The sequence below is a fragment of the Arthrobacter sp. zg-Y750 genome, assembly GCF_020907365.1.
In the GTDB taxonomy this organism is placed as follows: Bacteria; Actinomycetota; Actinomycetes; order Actinomycetales; family Micrococcaceae; genus Arthrobacter_B.
The window spans coordinates 16288-39776 of sequence record NZ_JAJJOC010000009.1; the positions used below are offsets into that span (position 1 = coordinate 16288).

22 protein-coding genes are annotated in these 23489 nt (G+C 67.6%); 11 read left to right on the top strand and 11 right to left on the bottom strand.

Annotation, left to right across the window (positions count from 1 at the left end):
- The first annotated feature begins 45 nt into the window (after nucleotides 1-45).
- From LOC57_RS06425 to rsmD, 3 genes are read left to right on the top strand one after another with little or no spacing between them, the layout of a single operon-like run.
- Nucleotides 46-1023, top strand: coding sequence for a DAK2 domain-containing protein (locus tag LOC57_RS06425; protein WP_229958835.1), 978 nt, complete (start codon nucleotides 46-48; stop codon nucleotides 1021-1023).
- Entirely contained in the window at nucleotides 1013-3238 is a 2226-nt protein-coding gene (locus LOC57_RS06430; protein WP_229958782.1) for an ATP-dependent DNA helicase RecG, read from the top strand. Before LOC57_RS06425 ends, LOC57_RS06430 begins: the two co-directional genes overlap by 11 nt.
- 9 nt (nucleotides 3239-3247) lie before the next feature.
- Nucleotides 3248-3826: a 16S rRNA (guanine(966)-N(2))-methyltransferase RsmD gene (gene rsmD, locus LOC57_RS06435; protein ID WP_227911725.1), complete on the top strand. Its 579-nt coding sequence runs from the start codon at nucleotides 3248-3250 to the stop codon at nucleotides 3824-3826.
- 9 nt (nucleotides 3827-3835) lie between these two features.
- On the opposite strand, the gene LOC57_RS06440 is transcribed toward rsmD, so the two are convergent.
- Both LOC57_RS06440 and LOC57_RS06445 read right to left on the bottom strand, forming a co-directional pair.
- Entirely contained in the window at nucleotides 3836-4624 is a 789-nt protein-coding gene (locus LOC57_RS06440) for a spermidine synthase (RefSeq protein WP_229958784.1), read from the bottom strand.
- On the bottom strand, nucleotides 4621-5865 hold the full coding sequence (locus tag LOC57_RS06445) for an aminotransferase class I/II-fold pyridoxal phosphate-dependent enzyme (RefSeq protein ID WP_229958786.1): 1245 nt from the start codon (nucleotides 5863-5865) through the stop codon (nucleotides 4621-4623). The genes LOC57_RS06440 and LOC57_RS06445 overlap by 4 nt, the downstream gene beginning before the upstream one ends.
- Nucleotides 5866-5905: 40 nt before the next feature.
- On the opposite strand from LOC57_RS06445, the gene coaD reads away from it, so the two are divergent.
- The 5 genes from coaD (at nucleotide 5906) to mutM (ending at nucleotide 9094) form a co-directional block, all read left to right on the top strand.
- Complete coding sequence (coaD, locus tag LOC57_RS06450) at nucleotides 5906-6379, top strand: pantetheine-phosphate adenylyltransferase (RefSeq protein WP_227911722.1); 474 nt, start codon at nucleotides 5906-5908, stop codon at nucleotides 6377-6379.
- Nucleotides 6380-6556: 177 nt separating this feature from the next.
- Nucleotides 6557-7123, top strand: coding sequence for a YceD family protein (locus tag LOC57_RS06455; protein WP_227911744.1), 567 nt, complete (start codon nucleotides 6557-6559; stop codon nucleotides 7121-7123).
- Between the two features lie 2 nt (nucleotides 7124-7125).
- Nucleotides 7126-7329, top strand: coding sequence for a 50S ribosomal protein L32 (gene rpmF, locus LOC57_RS06460; RefSeq protein WP_146364453.1), 204 nt, complete (start codon nucleotides 7126-7128; stop codon nucleotides 7327-7329).
- 85 nt (nucleotides 7330-7414) lie between these two features.
- Entirely contained in the window at nucleotides 7415-8122 is a 708-nt protein-coding gene (gene rnc / locus LOC57_RS06465) for a ribonuclease III (RefSeq protein WP_227911721.1), read from the top strand.
- A gap of 12 nt (nucleotides 8123-8134) precedes the next feature.
- The gene (mutM, locus tag LOC57_RS06470) at nucleotides 8135-9094 is read left to right on the top strand and encodes a bifunctional DNA-formamidopyrimidine glycosylase/DNA-(apurinic or apyrimidinic site) lyase (RefSeq protein WP_227911720.1); all 960 of its coding nucleotides are present in this window, start codon (nucleotides 8135-8137) and stop codon (nucleotides 9092-9094) included.
- Between the two features lie 6 nt (nucleotides 9095-9100).
- Here mutM and LOC57_RS06475 read toward each other — a convergent pair whose 3' ends face one another.
- From LOC57_RS06475 to LOC57_RS06485, 3 genes are read right to left on the bottom strand one after another with little or no spacing between them, the layout of a single operon-like run.
- Nucleotides 9101-9490 carry a VOC family protein gene (locus tag LOC57_RS06475; protein ID WP_229958788.1) on the bottom strand — a complete coding sequence of 130 codons (390 nt, stop codon included), beginning with the start codon at nucleotides 9488-9490 and terminating at the stop codon, nucleotides 9101-9103.
- Nucleotides 9487-9711, bottom strand: coding sequence for a hypothetical protein (locus LOC57_RS06480; protein WP_229958790.1), 225 nt, complete (start codon nucleotides 9709-9711; stop codon nucleotides 9487-9489). Before LOC57_RS06480 ends, LOC57_RS06475 begins: the two co-directional genes overlap by 4 nt.
- 11 nt (nucleotides 9712-9722) lie before the next feature.
- Nucleotides 9723-10403: a phosphotransferase gene (locus tag LOC57_RS06485; RefSeq protein ID WP_229958792.1), complete on the bottom strand. Its 681-nt coding sequence runs from the start codon at nucleotides 10401-10403 to the stop codon at nucleotides 9723-9725.
- Nucleotides 10404-10573: 170 nt separating this feature from the next.
- Between LOC57_RS06485 and LOC57_RS06490 the strand changes: the two genes are divergently transcribed.
- Together LOC57_RS06490 and LOC57_RS06495 are read left to right on the top strand one after the other, a co-directional pair.
- Nucleotides 10574-10930, top strand: coding sequence for a hypothetical protein (locus tag LOC57_RS06490; RefSeq protein WP_229958794.1), 357 nt, complete (start codon nucleotides 10574-10576; stop codon nucleotides 10928-10930).
- A gap of 29 nt (nucleotides 10931-10959) precedes the next feature.
- Nucleotides 10960-12090, top strand: coding sequence for an HNH endonuclease (locus LOC57_RS06495; protein WP_229958796.1), 1131 nt, complete (start codon nucleotides 10960-10962; stop codon nucleotides 12088-12090).
- A gap of 8 nt (nucleotides 12091-12098) precedes the next feature.
- Here LOC57_RS06495 and LOC57_RS06500 read toward each other — a convergent pair whose 3' ends face one another.
- The 4 genes from LOC57_RS06500 to LOC57_RS06515 are packed head-to-tail and all read right to left on the bottom strand — an operon-like array spanning nucleotide 12099 to nucleotide 17681.
- Nucleotides 12099-12884, bottom strand: a complete 786-nt coding sequence (locus tag LOC57_RS06500) for a serine hydrolase domain-containing protein (RefSeq protein ID WP_229958797.1) — start codon at nucleotides 12882-12884, stop codon at nucleotides 12099-12101.
- A 29-nt stretch (nucleotides 12885-12913) separates the two neighbouring features.
- Nucleotides 12914-13930: an NAD-dependent epimerase/dehydratase family protein gene (locus LOC57_RS06505; RefSeq protein WP_227926075.1), complete on the bottom strand. Its 1017-nt coding sequence runs from the start codon at nucleotides 13928-13930 to the stop codon at nucleotides 12914-12916.
- Nucleotides 13927-16662, bottom strand: coding sequence for an alpha/beta fold hydrolase (locus LOC57_RS06510; protein WP_229958798.1), 2736 nt, complete (start codon nucleotides 16660-16662; stop codon nucleotides 13927-13929). The genes LOC57_RS06505 and LOC57_RS06510 overlap by 4 nt, the downstream gene beginning before the upstream one ends.
- Complete coding sequence (locus LOC57_RS06515) at nucleotides 16656-17681, bottom strand: 3-oxoacyl-ACP synthase III (RefSeq protein ID WP_227911743.1); 1026 nt, start codon at nucleotides 17679-17681, stop codon at nucleotides 16656-16658. The genes LOC57_RS06510 and LOC57_RS06515 overlap by 7 nt, the downstream gene beginning before the upstream one ends.
- A gap of 214 nt (nucleotides 17682-17895) precedes the next feature.
- Between LOC57_RS06515 and smc the strand changes: the two genes are divergently transcribed.
- The gene (gene smc / locus LOC57_RS06520) at nucleotides 17896-21534 is read left to right on the top strand and encodes a chromosome segregation protein SMC (RefSeq protein WP_229958799.1); all 3639 of its coding nucleotides are present in this window, start codon (nucleotides 17896-17898) and stop codon (nucleotides 21532-21534) included.
- On the opposite strand, the gene LOC57_RS06525 is transcribed toward smc, so the two are convergent.
- Complete coding sequence (locus LOC57_RS06525) at nucleotides 21531-22262, bottom strand: glutamine amidotransferase (protein ID WP_229958800.1); 732 nt, start codon at nucleotides 22260-22262, stop codon at nucleotides 21531-21533. The genes smc and LOC57_RS06525 overlap by 4 nt on opposite strands.
- Nucleotides 22259-23488, bottom strand: a complete 1230-nt coding sequence (locus LOC57_RS06530) for an MFS transporter (protein WP_229958802.1) — start codon at nucleotides 23486-23488, stop codon at nucleotides 22259-22261. Before LOC57_RS06530 ends, LOC57_RS06525 begins: the two co-directional genes overlap by 4 nt.
- Between the last annotated feature and the right edge of the window lies 1 nt (nucleotide 23489).

Here is a 23489-nt window from a genome sequence, read left to right on the forward strand (position 1 = left end):
AACGGGACTACTTTGCAGACTAAGATCACCGCCAACGCGCAAGCGCTGAAGCGATGGTTGAGCAACGCAGAGGTGTCCCTTGGCAACCACAGCGACCGCCTCAATGCCATCAACATTTTTCCGGTGGCCGACGGCGACACCGGCACCAACCTGTACCTGACACTTTGCGCCGCCGCCAAGGCAGCTGCCGAAACCGATACAGCCGACATCGGCGAACTGCTGGGAACCGCAGGCCGCGCCGCCATGGAAGATGCCCGCGGCAACTCCGGCACCCTGTTTTCGGTCTTCCTCACGTCCATGGCCGAACCCCTGGCCGGCGCCGTCCGGTTGTCCGCCCCGCTGCTCGCCTCTGCTTTGCAGCGCGCCCAGCTCCGGTCCTGGTCGGTGCTCAGCGATCCCGTCCCGGGCACCATGCTCTCGGTCCTGGAAGCGGCAGCCCATGCTGCCTCGGACAGTGAAGCCGCCGTCACCGGCGATGACAGCAACGTAGGCCTGGCAGTGACTCTGCGGGCCATGCTGGACGCTGCCCTTGCCGCCGTCGTCCACACCGAAAACCAGCTGGACGCGTTGGCGGAAGCCCGGGTGGTGGATGCCGGCGGCGTCGGCTTCCTGCTGGTGCTTGACGCGCTCCGCGCCGCAGCCCTGGGCGAGGAGCTGCAGGAGGAACTGCTGGACGGCCTGCACGGCTACGATGTCCAGGATCCGCACATCCACGCGCATATGCCCCGGATGGAGGGCGTCGAAGTTATGTGCACCATCAATCTCAGTCCGCTGGACGCCGCCACCCTGCGGCTGCAGCTCGATGAGCTGGGCGACTCGGTGATCATGAGCGCCGTCAGCCCCGTTGCGGACGGTTACCGCTGGCGGGTGCACGTGCACACCCCGGAGGCCGGCGCCGCCATAGAGCTGCTGCGCGGGCTGGGCGAGCCGATGAACCTGACCATCACGGAGCTCTCCGCGGACGGACACGAAACCAAGGAGATCCCCGAGAACCAGGAAATCCCCGGGGCGCATGGACTCTAGGCTTCCCGCAGAACTGGATTTCCCGCTCGACCGCCGCATCGGCAAGCCGTCCGCGACGAAGCTGGACAAGCAGCTGGGCCTCAAGACGGTCGGCGACCTGCTGCACCACTTCCCCCGGCGCTACCTCGAACGCGGGGAGCTCACGCCCATTGCCGAAATACCCTTCGACGAAGATGTCACCCTGATAGCCCGGGTGCAGAGCAACAACCGGCGGCAGATGCGCGCCCGCAAGGGAATGATCGTGGAGGTGGTGGTCACCGATGACACCGACGGCAGCCTCGGCCAGCTGCACCTGACGTTCTTCAACGGATTCAACGCATCCAAGGAGCTGGCCGTAGGCACCCGGGCGATGTTCTCCGGCAAAGTGGGCGCCTACAAGGGCCAGCTGCAGCTCACCAACCCCAGCTATGTCCTGCTGGATGAAGACACCGTGGACGAGGAAGAGCTCAAACGCCCCATTCCCGTGTACCCGGCCACAGCCAAACTCGCCAGCCCGCAGATTGCCAAGTCCGTGGCCATGCTCCTGGACACCATGGAGACGGACCGGCTGCGCGATCCGCTCCCCGCCGCAATCCGGAGCCGGGAACGTTTTCCCGGCCTGGTAGAGGCGTATAACCGGATCCACCGCCCCGCCACCATGGAAGAGGCCTACGCCGCACGGCACCGGTTCCGCTACCAGGAAGCCCTGGTGCTGCAGACCGCGCTGGCCCGCCGTCGGGCGCTGACCGCTGAGGAAGAAGCCACGGCCCGCCCTGCCGTGCCCGGCGGCCTGCTGGACCGGTTTGATGCCTCCCTGCCCTTCACGCTCACCAACGGGCAGGCCGAAATCGGCCGGGACCTTTCCCGGGAACTGGCCGGAGACCACCCGATGAACCGGCTGCTGCAGGGCGAAGTGGGGTCGGGCAAGACCCTGGTGGCGCTGCGGGCCATGCTGCAGGTGATCGACGCCGGAGGGCAGGCCGCCCTGCTCGCCCCCACGGAGGTACTGGCAGCCCAGCACTACGAATCTATTACCGCCATGCTTGGCCCGCTGGGCCGTGGCGGACAGTTGGACGGTGATCCGGACGGCACCCGGGTGACCCTGCTGACCGGTTCCATGAACACTGCGGCACGCCGGGCGGCACTGCTGGATGCGGCCAGCGGAGCCGCGGGAATCATCATCGGCACCCACGCGCTGCTCTCGGAGCACGTCTCCTTCGCCGACCTCGGCCTGGTGGTGGTGGATGAACAGCACCGGTTCGGCGTGGAGCAGCGGGACGTGCTGCGCACCAAGGGGCACAGCACCCCGCACCTGCTGGTGATGACGGCAACCCCTATTCCGCGCACCGTCGCCATGACTGTGTTCGGCGACCTTGAGGTGTCCACGCTGACCGAACTGCCGGCCGGGCGGGCACCGATTTCCACGTTCGTCTCTCCGCTGGCCGAAAAGCCGCAGTGGGAGCAGCGGATCTGGGCCCGCGCACGGGAAGAAATCGACGCCGGGCGCCAGGTCTACGTTGTGTGCCCCAAGATCGGAGACAAGGAAGAAGAGCCGGGCAGCGAGCTGGCGCTCTTTGACCCTGCCGAATCGCCGGCCGGCGGCGAACGGGCGCCGAAGCAGCAGTTGGCCTCCGTCACGGAAATGACGGAGTACCTGGCCACGGTCCCCGCCCTCGCCGGAAAAACAGTGGCGGCGCTGCACGGCCGGCTGGACCCGGCGGAGAAACACGAAGCGATGGCGGCCTTCAATGACGGTGACGTGGACGTGCTGGTCTCCACCACCGTCATCGAGGTGGGCGTGGACGTTCCCAACGCCTCCCTCATGGTGATCATGGATGCGGACCGGTTCGGCATCTCCCAGCTGCACCAGCTGCGCGGCCGGGTGGGCCGCGGCGGGTTGCCCGGCACCTGCCTGCTGGTCACCAGCCTGGAACCGGGCCATCCCAGCCGGGAACGGCTGGAAGCGGTTGCCGCGACCACCGACGGCTTCGAGCTCTCCCGCAAGGACCTGGAACTGCGCCGCGAGGGCGACATCCTGGGTGCCAGCCAGTCCGGCGGGCGCTCCACACTGAAGCTGCTGCGGGCGGTGCAGGACGAAAAGGTCATCGAAAAGGCACGGGCTGATGCCGTCGCCCTGGTTGCGGAGGACCCGGACCTGCGGGAGTATCCGGCCCTGGACGAGGCGATCGAGGCGTACCTGAACCCCGAGGCCGAAGCCTTCCTGGAACGCGGATAAAGTGAAGGCATGAGCCGCATTATTGCCGGGACCGCCGGCGGATCCACCTTGTTCAGCGTTCCGGGCGACGGAACCCGTCCCACCACGGACCGGGTCAAGGAAGCACTGTTCTCCCGCCTGGAATCCTACGAGGTGCTGCAGGGCGCCCGGGTACTGGACCTGTTCGCCGGTTCGGGAGCACTGGGTGTGGAAAGCGCCAGCCGCGGAGCCGAGGCCGTGGACCTGGTGGAGCTTGCAGACAAGGCCGCGGCCACCTGCCGGCGCAACGCAGAACTGGTCAACAAGCTGCTGGGCTCCAACCGGGTGAACGTGCACCGGGCCAAGGCGGAAACATTCCTGCTGCGTGTGCCCGAAGAAGTCCGGTGGGACCTGGTCTTCATCGATCCCCCCTACGCCCTGACGGAGGCCGAACTGGAAACGGTCCTGGCGCCGCTGGCGAAACACCTGTCCGAGGGCGCCGTCGTGGTGCTGGAACGATCCACCCGCTCCGATGAGCCGGTCTGGCCGGCGGGGCTGGAACGCTTCAGCGAGCGTAAGTACGGCGAGACCACCCTGTGGTTCGCCGAGCCCGCGCAGCAGGCCGGTTAGCCGCGCCCGCTAGGATCCCGAGGCAAACACGTCCAGGTCCTCGCCCGTGAGCACCGCAGCAGGATGCGGGCCGGCGGCCAGTAGCTGCCGGGTCCATTCCTCCGGCCACGGGAACGGGGTTGCCGCCAGCACGATGTTGCCGGGGTAACGGCCGGTAAACATGTCGGCCGGGCCCAGCGCGGCCACCGCTCCGCGGCCGGCACGTTCCAGGGCTGCCGCCAGTTCGCGGATCTGCCTGCGGGCGAACGCCAGCGGCGGATCGTCTCCCACATTGACCAGCAGCACGCCGTTGGGGGAGAGCAAGGCGGCCAGCTCCGCGTAGAAGTCCGACGTCGTCAGGTGCCCGGGTGCATCGGCGCCGGCAAAGATGTCCAGGACAACGGCGTCGAACTCCTGCCCGGTAAAGCGGTCCAGCGATTCACGGGCATCACCGATCACCGTCTGCAGATCCGTTCCCTCCGGCAGCGGAAGGTGGGCCAGGACAAAGTCCAGCAGTTCCCGTTCCAGCTCCACTGCGGCCTGCCGGGAACCGGGACGGGTGGCCTGCAGGTATCGGGCAAGGGTCAGGGCGCCGGCACCCAGATGCAGGGCGCGCACCGGCTCCCCGGCGGGCCGAACCAGGTCCAGGACGTTGCCCATGCGGCGCAGGTATTCATAGAAGATCTCCCCGGGCCGGGCCAGGTCTACGTGGGACTGTTCCGCCCCGCCGATGCTCAGCACATAGGCGCCCGGCGTGAAGCCGTCTTCCGTGATGGTGGCGTGGGCTCCGATGCCGCGCAGCAGCCGTGAGGCGTTCACAGGGCACCGCCCAGCCCGGCCAGGCGTTCTGATGCCTGCTCCAGGACCTCGAACTTTTTGCAGAACGCGAAGCGCAGCAGTGAGCGTGTGCGCTGCGCGCCGTCCGCGTGGCAGAACACTGCCACCGGGATGGCCGCCACACCGATCAGCTCCGGGAGCCGGCGGGCAAGCGCGGTGGCGTCCGTGATGCCCAGGGCGGAGGTATCCGCGGTGAGGAAGTAGGTTCCGGAGGAAGGCAGGACGGTCATGCCCGCTGCGCGCAGCCCCTCGCCGAGGAGGTCGCGTTTGGCTTTCAGGGTAGCCGCGGCCTCCGTGAAGTAGGCATCGGGCAGGCCCAGGCCAACCGCAACGGCGTACTGGAACGGGGTGCCGGAGGTGTAGCTCAGGAAGGTCTTGACCGTCCGGACCGCGGACACCAGCGGTGCCGGGCCGGTGAGCCAGCCGATCTTCCAGCCCGTCACGGAGAACGTCTTGCCGGCGGAGGAAATGGTCAGTGTCCGCTCGGCCGCCCCCGGCAGGGTGGCGACGGGGATGTGCTGCGGCCCGAAGGTGAGGTGTTCATACACTTCATCGGTGACGATCACGGCGTTGTACCGCGCCGCCAGGTCCACGACCTGCTGGAGCACTTCGCGCGGCAGGACGGTCCCGGTGGGGTTGTGCGGGTTGTTCACCAGCACCACCCTGGTGCGCTCGCTGAACGCGGCCTCCAGCGCGCCGTCGTCGGGCAGGAAATGCGGGGCCTGCAGGGCAACGGTGGTGTGCGTGGCGCCGCTGAGGCCGATCACGGCACCGTAGGAATCGTAGAACGGCTCGAAGGTCAGCACTTCGTCTCCCGGGCCGGCCAGCGCCAGCAGCGCCGATGCGATGGCCTCGGTGGCTCCGGTGCTGACAATCACCTCGGTTCCGGGATCCACGGCCAGGGAGTAGAAGCGGTCCTGGTGGGCGGCGATGGCTTCGCGCAGCACCGGCAGTCCCTGGCCCGGCGCGTACTGGTTGGCGCCGGAAGCAATGGCGGCGCGGGCGGCGTCGAGCATTTCCGCCGGGCCGTCCTCGTCCGGGAACCCCTGGCCGAGGTTGATGGCGTTGTGCCGGCCGGCCGTGGCGGTAATTTCTTCGAAGATCGTCACGCCCAGGTTGCCGTCTGCTGCGAGCAGGTTGGCGCCGGCGGCGGTGCGCTGCCAGGGCGCGGGGCCGGCTGCCTGCCGGGAGCGGAGCAGGGACGCGGGGGTGGAGAAACTCATTCTTCCAGTATTACCCTGCCGGACCCGGTAGATTCGACTTATGCGACGCGCTGTATGCCCAGGTTCCTTTGACCCTATCCACAACGGCCATATTGAGGTCATTGCCCGCGCGGCAAGCCTCTTTGACGAGGTCATTGTGGCGGTGTCCACCAACTATGCGAAGAAGTACCGTTTCCCGGCCGGGCAGCGCCTGGAACTGGCGGCCGAGGCACTGGGCTCGCTGCGCGGGGTATCCGTGGTTCCCATGGGGGAGGGGCTGCTGGCGGAGTTCTGCCGCGAGCACGGTGCCGGCGCCATTGTGAAGGGCCTGCGGTCCGTCCAGGACTACCAGTACGAACTGCCGATGGCCGTGATGAACCGGCACCTCACCGGCGTCGAAACCGTCTTCCTGCCCGCCGAGGGAAGCTATACCCACCTCTCCTCCTCCCTGATCAAGGAGGTCGCCGCCCTGGGCGGAGACATCAGCGGATTTGTCCCGGCAGCCGTGCTCAAGCGCCTGCTTGCCGCCGATTAGCTCTTGGCCCGCAGGCGGGTAAACTGGACCTCGGAGTTCCGTGCATGCGCGGGCTCCGTGGCTGCAGCGCAGCCGCAGTTTGAGAGATTCCGGCAAGTCAGGCTAAGATGATATGTCGGTCTATGTTCTACAGGAGTTCTCATTAGCGAATTTTCGCGGTCCAATCCGAATACACCCCTGGCAATCAACGTCAGGGACCTCGGGCGCAGCCCGGGAACGATGCGGACCTTGCATGAACATGTACCGGCACCGAAAGACTTCGGTGTTGCGCTTATCGGCGTTCCGGAAGGATCCGAGCTCGAGGTTGACTTGAGGTTGGAGGCCGTGCACGAAGGGATTCTGGTATCCGGCGTAGTCATCGCTCCCGTAAGGGGCGAATGCGGCAGGTGCCTGAAGCCACTCGCGTACGACCAAGAAGTCGATGTGCAGGAACTCTTCTACTACGAGGACGCTGAGTCCTTCGAAGAAGACGAGGAAGAAGAGCAACGCCGGATCGAGCGAGATGTCATCGATCTTGAGCCGGTATTGCGGGACGCCGTGGTTCTTACCATGCCGTTCCAGCCGGTGTGCCGGGAAGACTGCCCAGGCCTTTGCTCCGAATGCGGAGCGCGCCTAGAGGAGGATCCGGGTCACCACCATGAAGCAGTGGATCCTCGCTGGGCAGCCCTCGCAGGGTTGACCGGCACGGCCGCAGAAGATACTGCGGCACCAAGTACAGAGTCAGACGAGAGAGAAGAGAGTTAGCCGTGGCTGTTCCGAAGCGGAAAATGTCCCGCGCGAATACACGTGCACGCCGGTCCCAGTGGAAGGCGACCGCGCCCAACCTGGTGAAGACCGTGGAGAACGGCCGCGTCACCTATAGCCTGCCGCACCAGGCCAAGGTCGTCACCGATTCCGCCGGCACCGCGCTGTTCCTTGAATACAAGGGCCGCAAGGTCGCGGACGTCTAAGACCAGTGTTCGGCCCTGCCATGCACACCTTTAGGGGAACCGCTGCCAGGGCCGTGAATACTGCTTTTCGGGTTGTATCCAAAAAGTGAAGAATACTGAAGAGCTTATGAAGCGTCTCGGTGTCGATATCGACGCCGGGACGCTTCGTCTTGCGCTCACGCACCGCTCCTACGCTTACGAGCAGGGCGGCATCCCCACGAACGAACGCCTCGAATTCCTTGGCGATTCCATTCTGGGGTTCTCGGTAACCGATGCGCTCTACCGGGATAATCCTGACCTTTCCGAGGGGGAGCTGGCCAAGCGCCGCTCCGCCGTCGTGAGTACCCGCGCCCTGGCCGGCATTGCCCGCGACCTGGGGCTGGGCGAATACATCCTGCTCGGCCAGGGTGAAAAGCTCACCAACGGACGCGACAAGTCCTCCATCCTCGCGGACACCACGGAAGCCGTTATCGGCGCCGTATATCTGGACCACGGGATTGAAACCGCACGCCAGATGGTGATGCGGCTGGTGGGACCGCTCCTCTCCGACGCCGATGCCCTGGGCGCCGGTACGGACTGGAAAACGAGCATCCAGGAGATCGCCGCGAGCCGGAAAATGGGCGACATCGAATACCGTGTCACCGGTTCCGGCCCGGACCACTCACGCAGCTTCGTTGCCGTGCTCCATATTGGGGATACGGCCTTCGGCACGGGTACCGGCCACTCCAAGAAGGAAGCGGAGCAGGAAGCTGCCGCCGCGTCCTGGAAGATGATCAATTCCAGGGAAGCCGACGCCGCGGCTGCCGGTTCCTAGGGCGGTTCCGCCGTGCCTGAGCTTCCCGAAGTCGAGGTTGTCCGGCGCGGACTCGCCTCCTGGGTCCGCGGCCGGACCATCACCGGCGTCGAGATCCTGGACGCCCGCTCCGTGCGGCGCCACGCTGCCGGTCCCGAGGACCTGGCAGGCAACCTTGAGGGCGCCGTGGTCACCGACGTCGTGCGCCGCGGCAAGTTCCTGTGGCTTCCGCTGGTCGAGGAGGATCACGACGGCGTGCCGTCTCTGGCGCTCATGGCGCATCTGGGGATGAGCGGCCAACTGCTGATGGAAGACTCCGCGCTGCCGGACGAGAAGCACCTCAAGGTGCGCTTTTCGCTCAGTCCGGCGGTCGACGACGCCGGTGCGGCCATGCCCTCCGAGCTGCGGTTCGTGGACCAGCGGATTTTCGGCGGCGTGTTCCTCACCGACCTGGTGCCGACGCCCGACGGCGCTCCCGGCGGCCTTTCCGAAACCGGACTGCCGCTGGTGGCGCAAGAGGCGGCGCACATTGCCCGAGATCCGCTGGATCCGGCCTTTTCCTTCGATGACTTTTACCGCCGGCTGCGTGCCCGGCGGACCGGGATCAAGCGTGCCCTGCTGGACCAGGGGCTGGTGTCCGGGGTGGGGAACATCTATGCGGATGAATCCCTGTGGGCTGCGCGGATGCACTTTGCCCGGCCCACGGACACCATGCGCCGTGCGGACGCGCTGCGGCTGATTGAAGCGGTGCAGGACGTGATGACCCGGGCGCTTGATGCCGGCGGGACGAGCTTCGATTCCCTGTACGTGAATGTCAACGGGGCGTCCGGCTACTTCTCCCGGTCCCTGAACGCCTACGGCCGGGAGGGGGAGCCGTGCCTGCGGTGCGCTTCCCTGGGGCGAAATACGCTGATCCGCCGGGATTCCTTTATGAACCGGTCCTCATACAGCTGTCCGGTGTGCCAGCCGCGGCCGCGGAACGGGCGCTGGTAGCCAACACTACCGACGTTCCACGAACTGGAGCGGATGTCCGTCCGGGTCCTCCACGAACGCCACCCGGAGCCTTCCGTCCAGGAACGGGTGGGGACCCTCAAGGTCCTTTGCGCCGGCGTTGAGGGCCGTGGCATAGGCTGCAGCGACGTCGTCGGTCCACAGGGTGAGGCATGCCCGGTGACTCTTGGCCACCGGGGTGAGTTTGTGTTCCTGGGCGGCGGGTCCGGGCAACGCCAATCCGAGTTCGAAGCCTTCCAGCGACATTTCGATTTTGAACGGCGTCGAGTCCGGTCCTGCTGCCCGGAACTTCTCCACGAAGCCGAGGGCGGCGTAAAAGCGTGCTGCCCCTTCCGTGTCGGCCACGAACAGGATGATCTGCGGGTCGAAGATCCTCACGATTGTCCTTTTGTTGTGTGCGCATGGAATACATCCGTGCGGAAGGTGGCCAGCGCGTCGGCCAGCATCCGATGTCCCTGCCGCTCGAACGCATGGTCGCCGGTTTGGTAGGCCCACACCGCGGTGGAGACTGCTTCGCGCAGCAGCGTCATATGCCAGAGTTCCATGTCGCTGTCATCTTCCCGCACGCCGTCCCCGAGGCCTGCACCGTAGCCTGCCACGAAGGCACCCTTCAGTTGCGGGTGGGTGCGCCATTGCTGGCTGCCAGTCGGCAGAAGTCCGTGACAGCCGGGCGGAACGCAAACCGGCCGAAATCGATGATCCTCAGTTCCGCGCCATGAAGCAGCCAGTTGCGCGGCTGCCAGTCGCCATGGGTTGGCACCACCGCCACCGGCTTTGGCGAATAGGCGGCAAGGATGGTCCTGGCGTCTTCCACGTGGGACTTCTCGATGCGGTGTGGCCGTTTCAGCCAAGACAGCGCCTTGGCCGTTGCTGCGCTCTCATAGCCCTTGTTGGTATGCGAGGTCTGATCATGGAACTGACGCAGCAGCGAACCCGCCTGGTGATGAACTTCCGGGTCATGCTCGGCCGTGGTCCCCTCCGCCAGCGATCCATCGAGATATTCCGTGACGAGGACCGTCTGGGCGAGGTCCGAGCGGACGAGCCGCGGTGCACGGTTCTGCCGGCTCCATACCCGCGTCCATGATTCATGCGCCGCGATCTCGCGTCCGATGTGGTGGTTGGAAAGACCGGCGGCTTTGACGACGTACCGGCGCTCCCCGGATTCGACTTCCAGTACCGCTGTGTCCGAGAGGGCCCAGGAGAGATCCCGGATGAGGCGAACCCCCGGCAGCCACTGTTGCACAAGCTCACCCTGGCTCATGCTCAGTTGGTTCCGGTGCCAGGTTTCCATTCCAGCAGGCTAGCGGCTCTGTTGTCCGGTTCTGCGTATATCCGTATGTGCGGCTTAGCATCGGAGCATCGGCCTCCCGGGCTGAGTGGCCGCGAACAGAGCAAAAACAGGTAGCGGAACAGGTACTTCTGCCCTGTTTTACCGCTGCCCCGCCGCCTAAAATCGAATACATGTTCGAATACTCGTCGCCTCAGGAGCACCGGCCGGCCGGCACTGCCGTAGCTGGCAGCGCCATGGTGCATGGCTGGGTGGAGGTGCTGGTTGACCAAGCTGGCCTGGTGTCGGGAGCGGAACCGGAGGACAGCGAACTCATCGACCGGATACGGGCACTCGAGGAACTGAAAGCCGCCGCCTCAGCCGCCCAGGCCCGGGCCGCCGCAGAGTTTGATGCTTCCCAGCGCCGGAAACAGGCCGCAGCAGGAATGCGCCGTGAGGATGTGGGCCGCGGGATCTCTTCACAGATTGCGTTGGCACGCAGGGAGTCTCCGAACCGAGGCGGGCGGCTGCTGGGCTTCGCAAAGCCCTAACGTCCGAGATGCCGTGCACCTTGCAGGCCTTGACCACCGGCGCTATCAGCGAATGGCGGGCAACGTTGCTCGTTCGGGAGACGGCGTGCCTCAGTGTGGAGGACCGGCAGCGGGTAGATGCAGAAGTTGCCGGAGACCCCCGCGTGCTGGAAACACTGGGTGACCGCCAGATCATTGCCCGGGCCAGAGGCGCCGCCTACCGGCTGGATCCGAAGGCCGCCGTAAACCGGGCAGCCAAAGCCGCCTCCGAGCGGTTCGTCTCCTGCCGCCCCGCTCCGGATACCATGACCTACCTGACCGGGCTGCTGCCCGTGGCCCAGGGAGTCGGCGTTTATGCGGCCTTGTCCCGTGAAGCGGATCGCCTCCGTGCGGCGGGGGATGCCCGGGGGCGGGGCCAGATCATGGCCGATACCCTCGTGGAGCGGATTACCGGCCAGACCGATGCGGGCCAGATGAAGGTGGAAGTGCAGCTGGTCATGTCGGACCGGACGCTGTTGCGCGGAGAATCGGAGCCCGCACTTGTCCCGGGGTATGGTCCCGTGCCTGCGCAGTGGGCGAGGGACCTGCTGCGGGGGAGCGGGAGAGACGGGGATAACGGCCGGACGCGCCGCGGAGACGAGGACAGCGGAGGGGGACGCAGCAGGAACACCGGCGCCGGCCAGTCAGGGCGGGGGCAGTCGAAGCGGGACAAAAGCGCAGAACGCTGGATCCGGCGGCTCTATGCGGATCCGTCAAGCGGGCAGCTGGTCGCAATGGACACCCGTGCCCGGCTGTTCCCTGAATCGATGGCCCGCTTCATCGCTGCGCGGGACCAAACCTGCCGCATGCCGTGGTGCGGGGCACCGATCCGGCAGATCGACCATGTACATCCGCACAAGGACGGCGGGGTCACCAGTATCGTGAATGGCCAGGGACTGTGCGAGGCATGCAACCAGGCCAAGGAAGCACCTGATTGGCGTGTCCGGCCGGTTCACCAGCCGGGGCCGCACGTGGTCGAGACCATCACCCCAACGGGGCACACCTACCAGTCCTCGGCACCGCCGCTGCCCGGATCGCCTCAAGACCGGATGGGGAACGGGCCCGCCGTGGATCCAGGGCCTCCGCGCTTCGCAGGCGGAACCTTGGAAGTCTGCGTTGTGGACTACCTGAGGGCGGCTTAGCCGGCGCGCTAGTGGTCTGCGAGCTCCGCCAGGACCGCATCAGTCAACGGAGGCCAGACCTCGGCAGCCCACGGACCGAAGTCCCGGTCAGTGAGGCAAACGGCTGCTGAGCGGGCTTCGGGGTCTACCCAAAGGAAGGTACCGGACTGACCGAAATGGCCGAATGTCCTCGGGGAGCTGTTGGCACCGGTCCAGTGCGGAGACTTGCGGGCGCGGATTTCAAAGCCGAGACCCCAGTCGTTCTCCTTCTGCCGGCCGAACCCGGGAAGTACCCCCGCCAAGCCCGGGAAGACCACATGGGTCGCTTCCGCGAGCCGGTCCGGATCAGTCAGCGTGGGGGACTGAAGCTCCGCGGCAAAGCGGGTCAGGTCGGCCGCGGTAGACACCGCTCCGGCAGCGGGGGATCCCTCCAAGCGGGTGGACGCCATGCCCAGCGGGCTCAGCACACCTTCACGCATGTAGTCGGCAAACCCGATCCCTGTTTCCGCCTCGAGGGTTTCCCCGAGCACTTCGAAGCCGGCATTGGAATACAGCCGCCGGGTACCGGGGGTATACCGGACCGTGCGCTCGCCAAAATCGTACCCGCCGGAATGGGCCAGCAGGTGCCGTACGGTTGACCCTTCCGGGCCGGCCGGCTGGTCCAGTTCCAGCGCGCCCTCATCCAGGGCAATCAGGACCGTGTAGGCGCTGAGCAGTTTGGTGACGGACGCCAAGCGGTACGGACGGTCTTGGTCGCCGGCAGTGCCCAGCACTTCGCTGTCCGCTCCGAGGACAGCTACGGAAACATTGTCCACCGGCCACGATTCAACCGCAGCGAGACTCCTCACCGGGCCACCCCGCCGCCGTAATGGAGCGCAAGCCGGGCCATACCGTCTTCGATCGACACCTCAGGCGTCCAGTCCAGCACCTCCCGGGTTTCGCGCTGGTCAAACCAGTGCGACGTCGAAAGCTGCTCGGCCAGGAAACGCGTCATGGGGGGCTCGTCGTGAACCAGCCCGCGGCGCCCTGCGGCCAGCCATACACGTTCGATGACGCTGCCGGCTTTACGGGCGGCCACGCCGGGCACGCTCCAGCGGGGAGCGCTTACACCGGCGGCGGCACAAATCCCGGCGATCAGCTCACCGACAGGACGCGGCTGGCCGTTGGTCACCACCAGCGCCTTGCCCTGGGCGGCGTCCATCCGTTCCAGTCCCCGGACGATCGCGGAGGCGGCGTTGTCGATGTACGTGGTGTCGATCAGGGCTGCACCGGCGTCCAGCAGCGGCAGTCGGCCGGACCGTGCACGGTCAATGACCCGTTCCACCAGCTGGGTGTCACCAGGGCCCCAGACGATGTGCGGCCGGATGGCTGCCACCCGGAATTCGGCCGAGTTCGCGGCCAAGGCCAGCAGTTCGGCCTCGGCTTTGGACGAGGCGTAAAAACCGCGGGCCCTTTCGGGGTCGGCCTTGCCTGCGCCGGCGCCGGCAATTGGTTCACCAAAGTGGGCCACGGACGGAGAGGAAACGAAGACGACGTCGCGTACCCCGGCTTCCCGGGCTGCCTTGAGCAGTATCTGGGTTCCGAGGATGTTGGTTTCTTCGAACTCCTGCCATTCGCCCGTAAAGGACACCTTGGCGGCAAGGTGGATGACGGCGTCCATGCCCTCCACGGCACGGGCAGCAGCCTTGGGATCCGCCACGGACCCGGCCACGAAATCCGTTCCGGGCAGCCCGGGACGGCGCTGCAGGGTGCGTACCTTGTGTCCCTTGGCAGCAAGCAGCTCAGCGACGGCGCCGCCAAGCAGGCCGCTGGCACCGGTCACCAGGACGTTGCGGGGCGCCAGGTTGCCGGAGGTGCTCATCGGGAAGCCTCCTCAAAGACAGGCAGCGATCCGGAGCCGCCGGCGGTACCGGCTGAGGAACCGTCAGCGTCCGCAGAAGCAGGAACCGCGGGGCCGCCCTTGCCGTGCTTGCTCTGCTTTCCAAGCTTTGGCACCGGCCCCCCGGCCAGCAGCTGCGAGGCCCAGCCGGCCAGCGCGGTTCGGTCGATCTTGGAGTTGTGCCGGATGTCGGTGGGCATCGCCGGCAGCACCAGCACCGCGGCGAGGTCAATGCCGCACAGCTCCAGTACCTGTGACCGGACCTTGGCGGACAGATCCGCAGCGGCCGTTCCAGCCCGCCGGACCGGCGGCGAGGTTTCCAGTACGGCAACAGGGACCTGGGCCCCGGCCGGTCCGACGCCGACCACGGCCACCCGGCCCACGCCGTCGACCGACTCGGCAGCCTGCTCAGCGGCTACCGGCGTGCGGACGCCCTCTGCGGTGGTGAGGATGTGCCCCAGGCGGCCCTCCACCCACAGCCGTCCGTCCCCGTCGAGGTGGCCGACGTCGCCGGTGCGGTGCCAGCCGGTAATCGAAGAACTGTGGCGCTCGGTAATCCAGAGCCTGTCATACCGGTCCTTCACATGCGGGGCACGGACAAGGATTTCGCCGGTACGGTTCGCCGTGGTCAGCGGGTCGCTGCCCACCGAACCATCGGGGAACACCTCGGCAATGGCCACCTCGGCACGGGACACCGGGGTGCCAACACAGACGCCGTTGCCGGAGCCCGCAGCACGGATGCCCGCCAGGCTGATGTCCGTCACCGGCAGCGCCTCGGTCATACCGTAAGGCGTGTGCAGCGACGCGTTGGGCACCAGGTCCTGGACCATGGCCAGCAGTTGCTCGCCAATGGGGGCGCCGGCCGAAAGCAGCAGGTCCACCTGTCCCAGCGCTGTCCGCTGCGCGGCGTCCAGCTCTCCGGAAGTTGCTGTCACATTGGTCAGCGCGGCGGGGGAGGCGAAAACGGTGGTGGCATTCACGGCCACTGCGGCGTCGGCAAGGGCCGAAGCGGTCAGCGTACGCGGGGAGGTTACATCCATGTCCGGAGTCACCGACGTGGCGCCCAGGGCCGGACCCAGCAGGGCAAACGGCGCGAAGCCTGCCACCAGTGAGGTGCCGGCGCGCAGGTTGTAGGTGTCCTTGATCGCATCGCGCATGGCGGCAAGCTGGCGGTGGGTGTACACCACACCCTTGGCCGGACCGGTGGACCCGGATGTGAAGAGGACAGCGGCATCGGCGTCCGGTTCCGCGGGGAACCACGGCACCTCGGCTGTGCTGCCACCGGCAATGAGCTCGGCCACCGAATGCTTGACGCCCAGCAGCCGTTTACGGGCCGGGGCCAGTTCTGTGACGCTGATCCGCGTGCCGGGCCAGCCCAGCGCCCGCGCTCCGATGAGCGCACGGTCGATTCCGATAAGGAACGCGGGACCGGCGCCCTTGATGGCGCGCCCCAGCCCCTTGGTGCCCAGACCGGCGTCGGCCACCACAATCACGGCGTTCAGGCGCAGGCAGGCGTAGATCAGCGAGGTCAGTTCAATGCCCGGCGGTACCAGCAGGTTCACCCGGGTGCCGGGGCGCACCCCGGCGGCGGCCAGTCCGGCGGCCAGGGCGTTGACCCGCTCGGCCAGCTCGGCCCAGGACAGTGTGCGCGGCTGTGCATCCGTGCCTGCTGCCCCCAGCGGGGCCATATCGACGACGGCGGCGCTCGTGTCGTCGGCGCGCTCGTCGAGTTCGGCGAGCATGGGCCGGAAGGGCTCGCTGCGCCGCAGCGAGGTGTCGGCCGGGGCCTCCACGGCAGTCCGCAGCCAGGAGAACACCGGTGAGGCAATGTCCACGTCTTCGTGCAGCAGATGACCGGCGCCCTCGAAGCGGTGCACCGAAGAAGCCGGCAGCCGCTCCAGCAGGTCGCGCAGGTACCGGTCGGAGAACACCGGGTCCTTGGGTCCCCAGAGCACCAGGGAGGGAACGTTGAGACGGCGGATGCCGTCGGCCACAGTGTTCAGGGTGCGCCAGCTCGGATGCGTTTCGTCGGCCGGAATGTCTGCCACGAAGTTGGCTACGCCTTCCCGGCGGGCCGCGCTGCGGTACGGCAGGGCGAAAGCGTTCTTCACGTCGGCGGACAGCGCCGGCTGGGCCAGGGCATGGGTGACGCGGATGAACGCGTCGGTGCTCCGGGTTCCCCACGGGTGGACGGCCGGGTGCAGGGCCAGTTTCAAGGCCGGCGGCAGGGAGAAACCTGCCGGGTGCACGGCGGTGTTGGTCAGCACTACGCCGGCAAGCTGGCGGCGGTGCCGCAGTGCCCAGCCCAGGGAAATGACGCCGCCCCAGTCGTGTCCGGCGGTGACCACCTGGCCGCTGATGCCCAGCGCGTCTGTCAGGTTGCCAAGGTCGGTGATCCGGTCCTCAAGGCGGCGGAAGGTGCCCGTCCGCTGGGAAAAGCCCATGTCCAACTGGTCGACGGCCACTACCCGCCACGGCTTCTGCGCCGTTGCGCCGGCGGCCAGCATGCTGCGCCAGAGGTAGGACCAGGTGGGGTTGCCGTGGACGCACAGCAGCGTGCCTTCCGGTTCGACGCCGGCGGCGGCCAGATCAGGACCGTTGTCCAGCACATGCCACTTGTGTACGGTGCCGGGCCGGTCGACGGCGGCGGTTGAGGGTACGCGGACAAACGAGGACCAGGCGGGGGAAACGCCGGGCCAAAGCTCCTCTACCACGCAATCTCCATCATGGTGGTGTTCAGGCCGGACCCCACTCCCATGCACAGCACACGGTCCCCGGGGTTGAGGGTCTTGGACTCCTGCGCCAGGGTCATCGGCAGCGACGCCGGGCCCACGTTGCCCCAGGTCGGGAACGTGATCGGCACCTTGGAACGGTCCAGGTCCACGGCCTTGATGATGGCGTTGGTGTAGGAGTTGGACACCTGGTGGGTGACATAGCGGTCCATGCCGCTCCAGTTCCAGCCGTTTTCCTGCGCTTCATTCCAGCCGTCGACTACCAGTTCCAGGCCGCCGTCCAGCAGGCCCTTGGTGTCGGTGTACATGCCGTCCACGCCGCCCACGCACAGCTCATGGTGCTGGGTGCCTGCACGGGAGACACCGCCGAGGATGCGGTGCGAACCGGGGTGTTTGTCGGCGCGGCCGATCACGGCGGCCGCGGCACCGGAGCCCAACGTCAGGGTGGCGAATTCCCGCAGGTAGTCCTGGCGGGTGGAGTCCGGGGCGTTCAGCCGGTCGAACGTGGCCTCCTGCACGCCCTGGGAATCTTCGCCGGCAACAATCAGGGCGTAGTTGATCTGCCCCGAGTCGATCATGTTGGACGCCAGCGTGATGCCGTTCACGAAGCCGAGGCAGGCATTGGCCAGGTCGAAGTTCATGGCGGAAGAAGGCAGGCCCAGCCCGTTGTGGATCTTCACCGCAACGGAAGGCTCAAGGTTGCGGCGGGTCACCGAGGTGTTGATCAGCAAGCCTATCTCGGAGGCCTCGATCCCCGCCTCGGCGAGGGCCTTGGCGCCCGCCTCGATGGCGCCGTCGTCGAACCCTGTTCCAGGGGCCCACCAGCGCCGCTCGCTGACGCCGGCAACCCGTTCCAGCAGGCGTTTGGAGAGACGCAGCCGCTTGAGCGATGGCTCAAGCCGCTGGTCGAATTCACTTGAACTCATAACCATCGGAGCTTCGACGCTGTTCACGCTGAGGATGGCCGAATTGGAGTGCTGGAAGTTGAAGTTCCCGGTCAAAATGCCTGCCTTGTCTGCTGCTGAAACTATCGCGCTGGCGGCCGCCGTGAAGCCTGCATCCACGCCCTAAAATCATATGACTCTTTTAGAAGCCTACTTTCCGGCGCGGCGAATCAGCAGGGAAATGCCGGATTACGCTCTCCGAGTAGAGCGGAATTTTGACGCTAACCGCGTAGATTTAGGGAATCAACCCCGGCAGGAAAGATTAACCCCCGTGCACCTGAAAACCCTGACCATGCGAGGATTCAAGTCCTTCGCATCGGCCACCACCTTCGAGTTCGAACCCGGCGTCACCGCCGTGGTGGGCCCCAACGGGTCCGGGAAGTCCAACGTGGTGGACGCCCTGGCCTGGGTGATGGGCGAACAGGGAGCCAAGACACTGCGCGGCGGGAAGATGGAGGACGTCATCTTCGCCGGCACCTCCGGCCGGGCGCCGCTGGGCCGGGCCCAGGTGTCCCTGACCATCGACAACGCCGACGGCGCCCTGCCGATCGAATACTCCGAAGTCACCATTTCCCGCACGCTCTTCCGGGCCGGCGGCTCCGAGTACGCCATCAACGGCAGCCCCTGCCGGCTCCTGGACATCCAGGAACTGCTCTCGGACTCGGGGCTGGGCCGTGAGATGCATGTCATAGTGGGCCAGGGCCAGCTCGACAAGGTGCTGCATGCCACTCCAGAGGAGCGCCGCGGTTTCATTGAGGAAGCCGCCGGCATCCTCAAGCACCGCCGGCGCAAGGAGAAAACCCTCCGCAAGCTGGATGCCATGGCCGCGAACCTGGCCCGCGTCACCGACCTCACGGCCGAACTGCGCCGCCAGTTGGGGCCGCTGGGCAAACAGGCCGCCGTCGCCCGCCGCGCCAAGACGGTGCAGCAGGACGTCCGGGACGCCCGCTCCCGGCTGCTCGCCGATGACCTGGCCACCCTCACTGCTGCCTACGAGAAGGAAGCCGCAGACGAATCCGCCCTCAAGGCCCGCCGCGTGGCGGTGGAAGCCGCCGTCGCCGCAAGCCGGGAACGCCAGGCCGAGCTGGAGGCGCTGGCAGCCCGGGCAGCTCCGGAACTGAATGCAGCACGGGACACCTGGTACGAGCTGTCCTCCCTGCAGGAGAGGTTCCGTTCCCTTGCCGCCCTCGCTGCCGAACGTGCCCGGCTGCTGGGGACGGCTGAACCCGTTGCCGGCACCGGCCGGGACCCTGAACAGCTGCAGGCCTCGGCGGACCGGGTGCGCGCCGAAGCCGCCGCCCTGGAAGCGGACATCGAGGACCTGCGGGTCCGGCTGGAAGACGCCGTGGAGATCCGCGAAGCGGCTGAAGAGGACGCAACCGCCGAAGAGCGGCGCTACGCAGCCCTGCTCCGGGCCGCAGCGGACCGGCGTGAAGGGCAGGCGCGGCTGGCCGGCCAGGTGGAAGCAGCCCGCTCCCGCCTGGCCTCCGCGCGCGCCGAGGCCGGACGCCTGCGGACTTCCATCGCGGCAGCCGAAGAGCGGCGCGCCAAAGCGCAGGAAGCCTTTGGCCGGCTGGAAGGAACCGCTGCCGGTGCCGAAGCCGGGGAAGCGGACCTCGACGCAGAGTTCGAAGCGGCGCAGGCAGACCTCGACGACGCAGCGGCGGCCCTGGAGCAGGTGCAGGTTGCCGAGCGTGAAGCCGTCCGCGAGACGGAAACCCTGACAGCGCGCCGCGAAGCGCTCGCCGTCGGACTGGACCGCCGTGACGGCAGCACAGCACTGCGGGACGCCGGGCTGCCCGGGGTGCTGGCACCTTTGTCGGTCAGTGTTAAGCCCGGCTTTGAACGCACCGTTGCCGCTGCCCTCGGCACAGCTGCCGAGGCCGTGGCCGTAGCGGACCTCGACGCCGCCGTCCGGGCGCTGCAGTACCTCAAGGACACGGGGGAGGGGCAGACGGATCTGCTTCTTGCCGGGTCGGGTCCCGCCGGGGAAAACGCTCCGGGCGCCGTGGTCCCGGCAAGGCAGGCCGTGCTGCCTCCCGGCGCCGTGCCGGTGCTGTCCCTGATCAGTGCCGAGGACCAGGTGCAGGCGGCCCTGAATGTCCTGCTGGCTGACGCCGTAGCGGTGGATAGCCTGTCGGCTGCCGCCGCCCTGCTCGCGGCGGATCCCGCTGCCCGGGTCATTACCGCCGACGGCGACGTGCTGAGTGCCTACAGTGCCCGGGGCGGCTCGGCCACGGCCCCCGGCCTGCTCGAAATCCAGGCTGCGGTGGATGAAACTGACGCCCGGCTGCAGGCTGCACGCACCAGGGCGGAGGAAGCAGGGGCAGGGATCGGGTCCGCCGCCGCCCGGGTGGCAGCAGCGCGAACCCGTGCAGAGGCCGCGCTGGCCGCCCTGCATGAATCCGACGCACGGCTGGCAGCCACCGCCGAACAGTTGGGCACCTTGGGCTCAGCCGTGCGTGCTGCAGCCGGAGAAGCCGAGCGCCTGGCCGGACTGGTGGCTGCAGCGGACGCCAACGCCGCCGCGGAAGAAGAAAAGCTCGCGGCAGTGACCGAACGTCTGGCGGCGGCAGGAGAGGACAACGCCACCGAGGAAGAACCCTCCGCCGGACAGCGGGATGCGCTGGCGCTCGCAGCCTCCGCCGCACGGCAGGCGGAAATGGACGCCCGCTTGGGCCTGCGCTCGGCCGAAGAGCAGCTCAAGGCAGTTGCCGGGCGTGCCGAGGCGCTGGAACGCTCCGCCGTCGCCGAGCGGCGGGCACGGGAAGCCGCAGCGGAGCGGGCCCGCCGCCGCGCAGTGCAGCGGGAACGCGCCGTTGCCGTGGCGGCTGGCGCGGATGCGGCGCTGGCGCACCTGCAGGTGTCCCTGGTGCTGGCCGCCGCGGAACGGGACCGGGCCGAAGAATCCCGGGCGGCCCGCGAAACCGAACTGGCAGCAGTCCGCAGCGCGAACAACGACGCCGCCGCGGAGCTGGCACGGCTCACCGACTCCGTACACCGGGACGAGCTGGCCAGGGCCCAGCAACGGCTGCGGATCGAGACGCTCGAGGCCCGGGCGCTGGAGGAGCTGGGCATGACGGCCGAGCACCTGGTGGCCAACTTCGGACCGGACCAGCCGGTTCCGGTGCCGGCCGATGCTGCGGAGGGGAAGGGTGCGGACAAGTGGGCCGCCCTGCACACCCCCGTGGACGAGGACGGCAACCCCCTGATGGAGGGCATCCCGTACGTCCGGGCCGAGCAGGAAAAACGCCTGAAGCGCGCTGAACGCGATCTGGCCGCACTGGGCAAGGTGAACCCGCTGGCACTGGAGGAATTCGCGGCACTGGAGGAACGCCACCAGTTCCTTTCCACCCAGCTGGAAGACCTCAAAGCCACCCGCAAGGACCTGCTGGACATCATTGCCGACGTTGACCGCCGGGTGGAGGAAGTGTTTACGGCCGCCTACCGGGACACCGCCGAGCAGTTCACGCATGTGTTCGCGCGGCTGTTTCCCGGCGGCGAAGGCCGGCTGGTGCTCACCGACCCGGACAACATGCTCACCACCGGCATTGAGGTCCATGCCCGTCCTGCGGGGAAGAAAATCAAGCGGCTGTCCCTGCTCTCCGGCGGGGAACGGTCCCTGACCGCCGTCGCGCTCCTGGTGGCAATCTTCAAGGCCCGGCCCTCGCCGTTCTACGTGATGGACGAGGTGGAGGCAGCCTTGGATGACACGAACCTGGGCCGGCTGATCACCATCTTCGAGGAACTGCGCGAGTCCAGCCAGCTCATTGTGATCACGCACCAGAAACGCACCATGGAGGTGGCGGACGCACTGTACGGGGTGACTATGCGCGGCGACGGCGTGTCCACCGTGATCAGCCAGCGCATCGAGCGCGGGACGCCCGGGCAGGACGGGGATAACCCCTAGCGGGCGTACCGTGCGGTGAAGTTCGCCAGGATGCGCGGCGGCACGTGTACTGCCGAGCCCCGCACGGCATCCATCACGGTCTCTGCTTCCTCCGGCGGGAAATATCCTGCGTTCCGGTACACCGAGATCCGCGTCAGCAGCCCGGCCACGTCCAGCTCGGGATGGAACTGGGTGGCGTACAGGTTGGTCCGGACCCGGAACATCTGCACCGGGCACGTGGCCGAGCCGGCAAGGCTCACCGCGTTCGGAGGCAGCTGCGCCACTGCCTCCTTGTGGCCGACATAGGCCGCGAAGGTCTCCGGGATGCCCTCCAGCAAGGGATCCGCCCGGCCGGCCGGCGTCAGCGCAATCTCCACCGGCCCCACGGGCTCGCCGTACGTGCGGTCCACCACGGCGCCCTGGTGCCGGCCCAAGGTGCCCACGCCGTAGCAGGCGCCGAAGAACGGGAAGTCCCGCCCCGCAACCTCGTCCAGCAGCGCGGCCATCTCGGCCTCGACCCGCAGCTGCACGGCGGACTTGGATTCTTCCGGATCACTGGAATTGAACGGGCCGCCGCCCACAATCACACCGCTGTAGTCGGCCAGGTCCACCGGCGGCATGGGGCCGGACTCCAGGCGTACCCGGTGCAGCTGCTCCTCGCCCAGCCCGCCGAAGCGCAGGAAGGAGGCATATTCCTCATCGGCGGCGTCGTCTTCGGCCCGGGTGGCCAGGAGCAGGAAAGGCTTCATTCCTCGATGGTAGTGCTGGCCGGGGCCGCTTTCCGGGCGGGCAGGGTTTCCCGCGCGGCCAGCCACGCCACGAAGCCCAGCGCCATAATGCCCCCGGTCACTCCGAACGCCCAGGAGTAGCCCAGGCGGTCCGCCAGCATACCGGCCAGCACGGGGCCGGCAATGGCACCGGTGTCGCTGGCCATCTGGAAGGTGGCCAGCACCTTGCCGCCGCTGCGCCCGTTGCCGATGATGTCGCCCACGGCGGCCTGCTGGGCGGGGTTCAGCAGGCCGGTGCCCATGCCGGCTATGGCGGAAATGATCAGGAATTCCGGAACGCTGGAACTGAAGCCGATCAGTGCGGTGGCCACCGCATTGATGGCCAGTCCGAGCAGGATCATCGGCCGGCGCCCCCAGCTGTCGGCCAGCCGGCCGGAGAAGGTCAGTACGACGGCGGTGCCCGCAGCGAAGGCGGTCAGCGATATGCCGGCCACTTCCGGGCCCGCGGACAGGGCCGCGGCCGCGAACAGCGGCACCAGCGCGTTGCGGACGCCGAAGGAAGACCACCCGTTGGCGAAGGATGAGGCAAGGGCGCCCCGGTAGGCGGAGTCCTTCAGTGCTTCCCGGACCGTGAGCACCGGCAGCTTCGGGGCGGCATTCTCCTCGGCACCGGCCACCGGACGGGTGTCTTTGAGCCGCAGGAACACCACGCCGGCGGCCAGGACCAGGGCGGCGGCATAGACCAGGAACGGGATCCGCAGCCCGAAACCGGCCAGCAGCCCGCCGAGCAGCGGCCCGCCGATGTTGCCCAGCAGGAAGGACGAGGCGTAGGCGCTGGAGACCCGGCCGCGTACCTCCGGGGGAGCGAGCCGGATGATCAGGGCCATGGCGGAGATGGTGAACATGGTGGACCCAATGCCGCCCAGGCCGCGGAAGACCAGCAGCTGCCAGTAAGACTGCGCGAAGGCGCAGGCAGCGGTGGACAGGGCCACGATCAGCAGCCCGGCGATGTACACCGGGCGTTCACCGAGTTTTTCCAGCAGCACCCCGCCGGCCGGGGCGAACACCAGCCGGGTGAACGCGAACGCGCTGACGATCACTGAGGACGCAGTCACGCCGACGTCGAAACTCAGGGCAAACTGCGGAAGGACCGGAGCCACCAGGCCAAAGCCGAGGGCAATGACGAAGGCAGCGGCGATCAGGACTTGGATTTCCTGCGGGATTCGGATTCGGGGAGGGCGCACCATG

What these genes read in the sequence shown, in the direction of transcription:
- LOC57_RS06430 (WP_229958782.1), top strand. Translation starts at nt 1,013, where the DNA reads ATGGACTCTAGGCTTCCCGCAGAACTGGATTTCCCGCTCGACCGCCGC.
- rsmD (WP_227911725.1), top strand. Translation starts at nt 3,248, where the DNA reads ATGAGCCGCATTATTGCCGGGACCGCCGGCGGATCCACCTTGTTCAGC.
- LOC57_RS06445 (WP_229958786.1), bottom strand. Translation starts at nt 5,865, where the DNA reads ATGAGTTTCTCCACCCCCGCGTCCCTGCTCCGCTCCCGGCAGGCAGCC.
- coaD (WP_227911722.1), top strand. Translation starts at nt 5,906, where the DNA reads ATGCGACGCGCTGTATGCCCAGGTTCCTTTGACCCTATCCACAACGGC.
- LOC57_RS06485 (WP_229958792.1), bottom strand. Translation starts at nt 10,403, where the DNA reads ATGGAAACCTGGCACCGGAACCAACTGAGCATGAGCCAGGGTGAGCTT.
- LOC57_RS06490 (WP_229958794.1), top strand. Translation starts at nt 10,574, where the DNA reads ATGTTCGAATACTCGTCGCCTCAGGAGCACCGGCCGGCCGGCACTGCC.
- LOC57_RS06505 (WP_227926075.1), bottom strand. Translation starts at nt 13,930, where the DNA reads ATGAGCACCTCCGGCAACCTGGCGCCCCGCAACGTCCTGGTGACCGGT.
- LOC57_RS06525 (WP_229958800.1), bottom strand. Translation starts at nt 22,262, where the DNA reads ATGAAGCCTTTCCTGCTCCTGGCCACCCGGGCCGAAGACGACGCCGCC.
- LOC57_RS06530 (WP_229958802.1), bottom strand. Translation starts at nt 23,488, where the DNA reads ATGGTGCGCCCTCCCCGAATCCGAATCCCGCAGGAAATCCAAGTCCTG.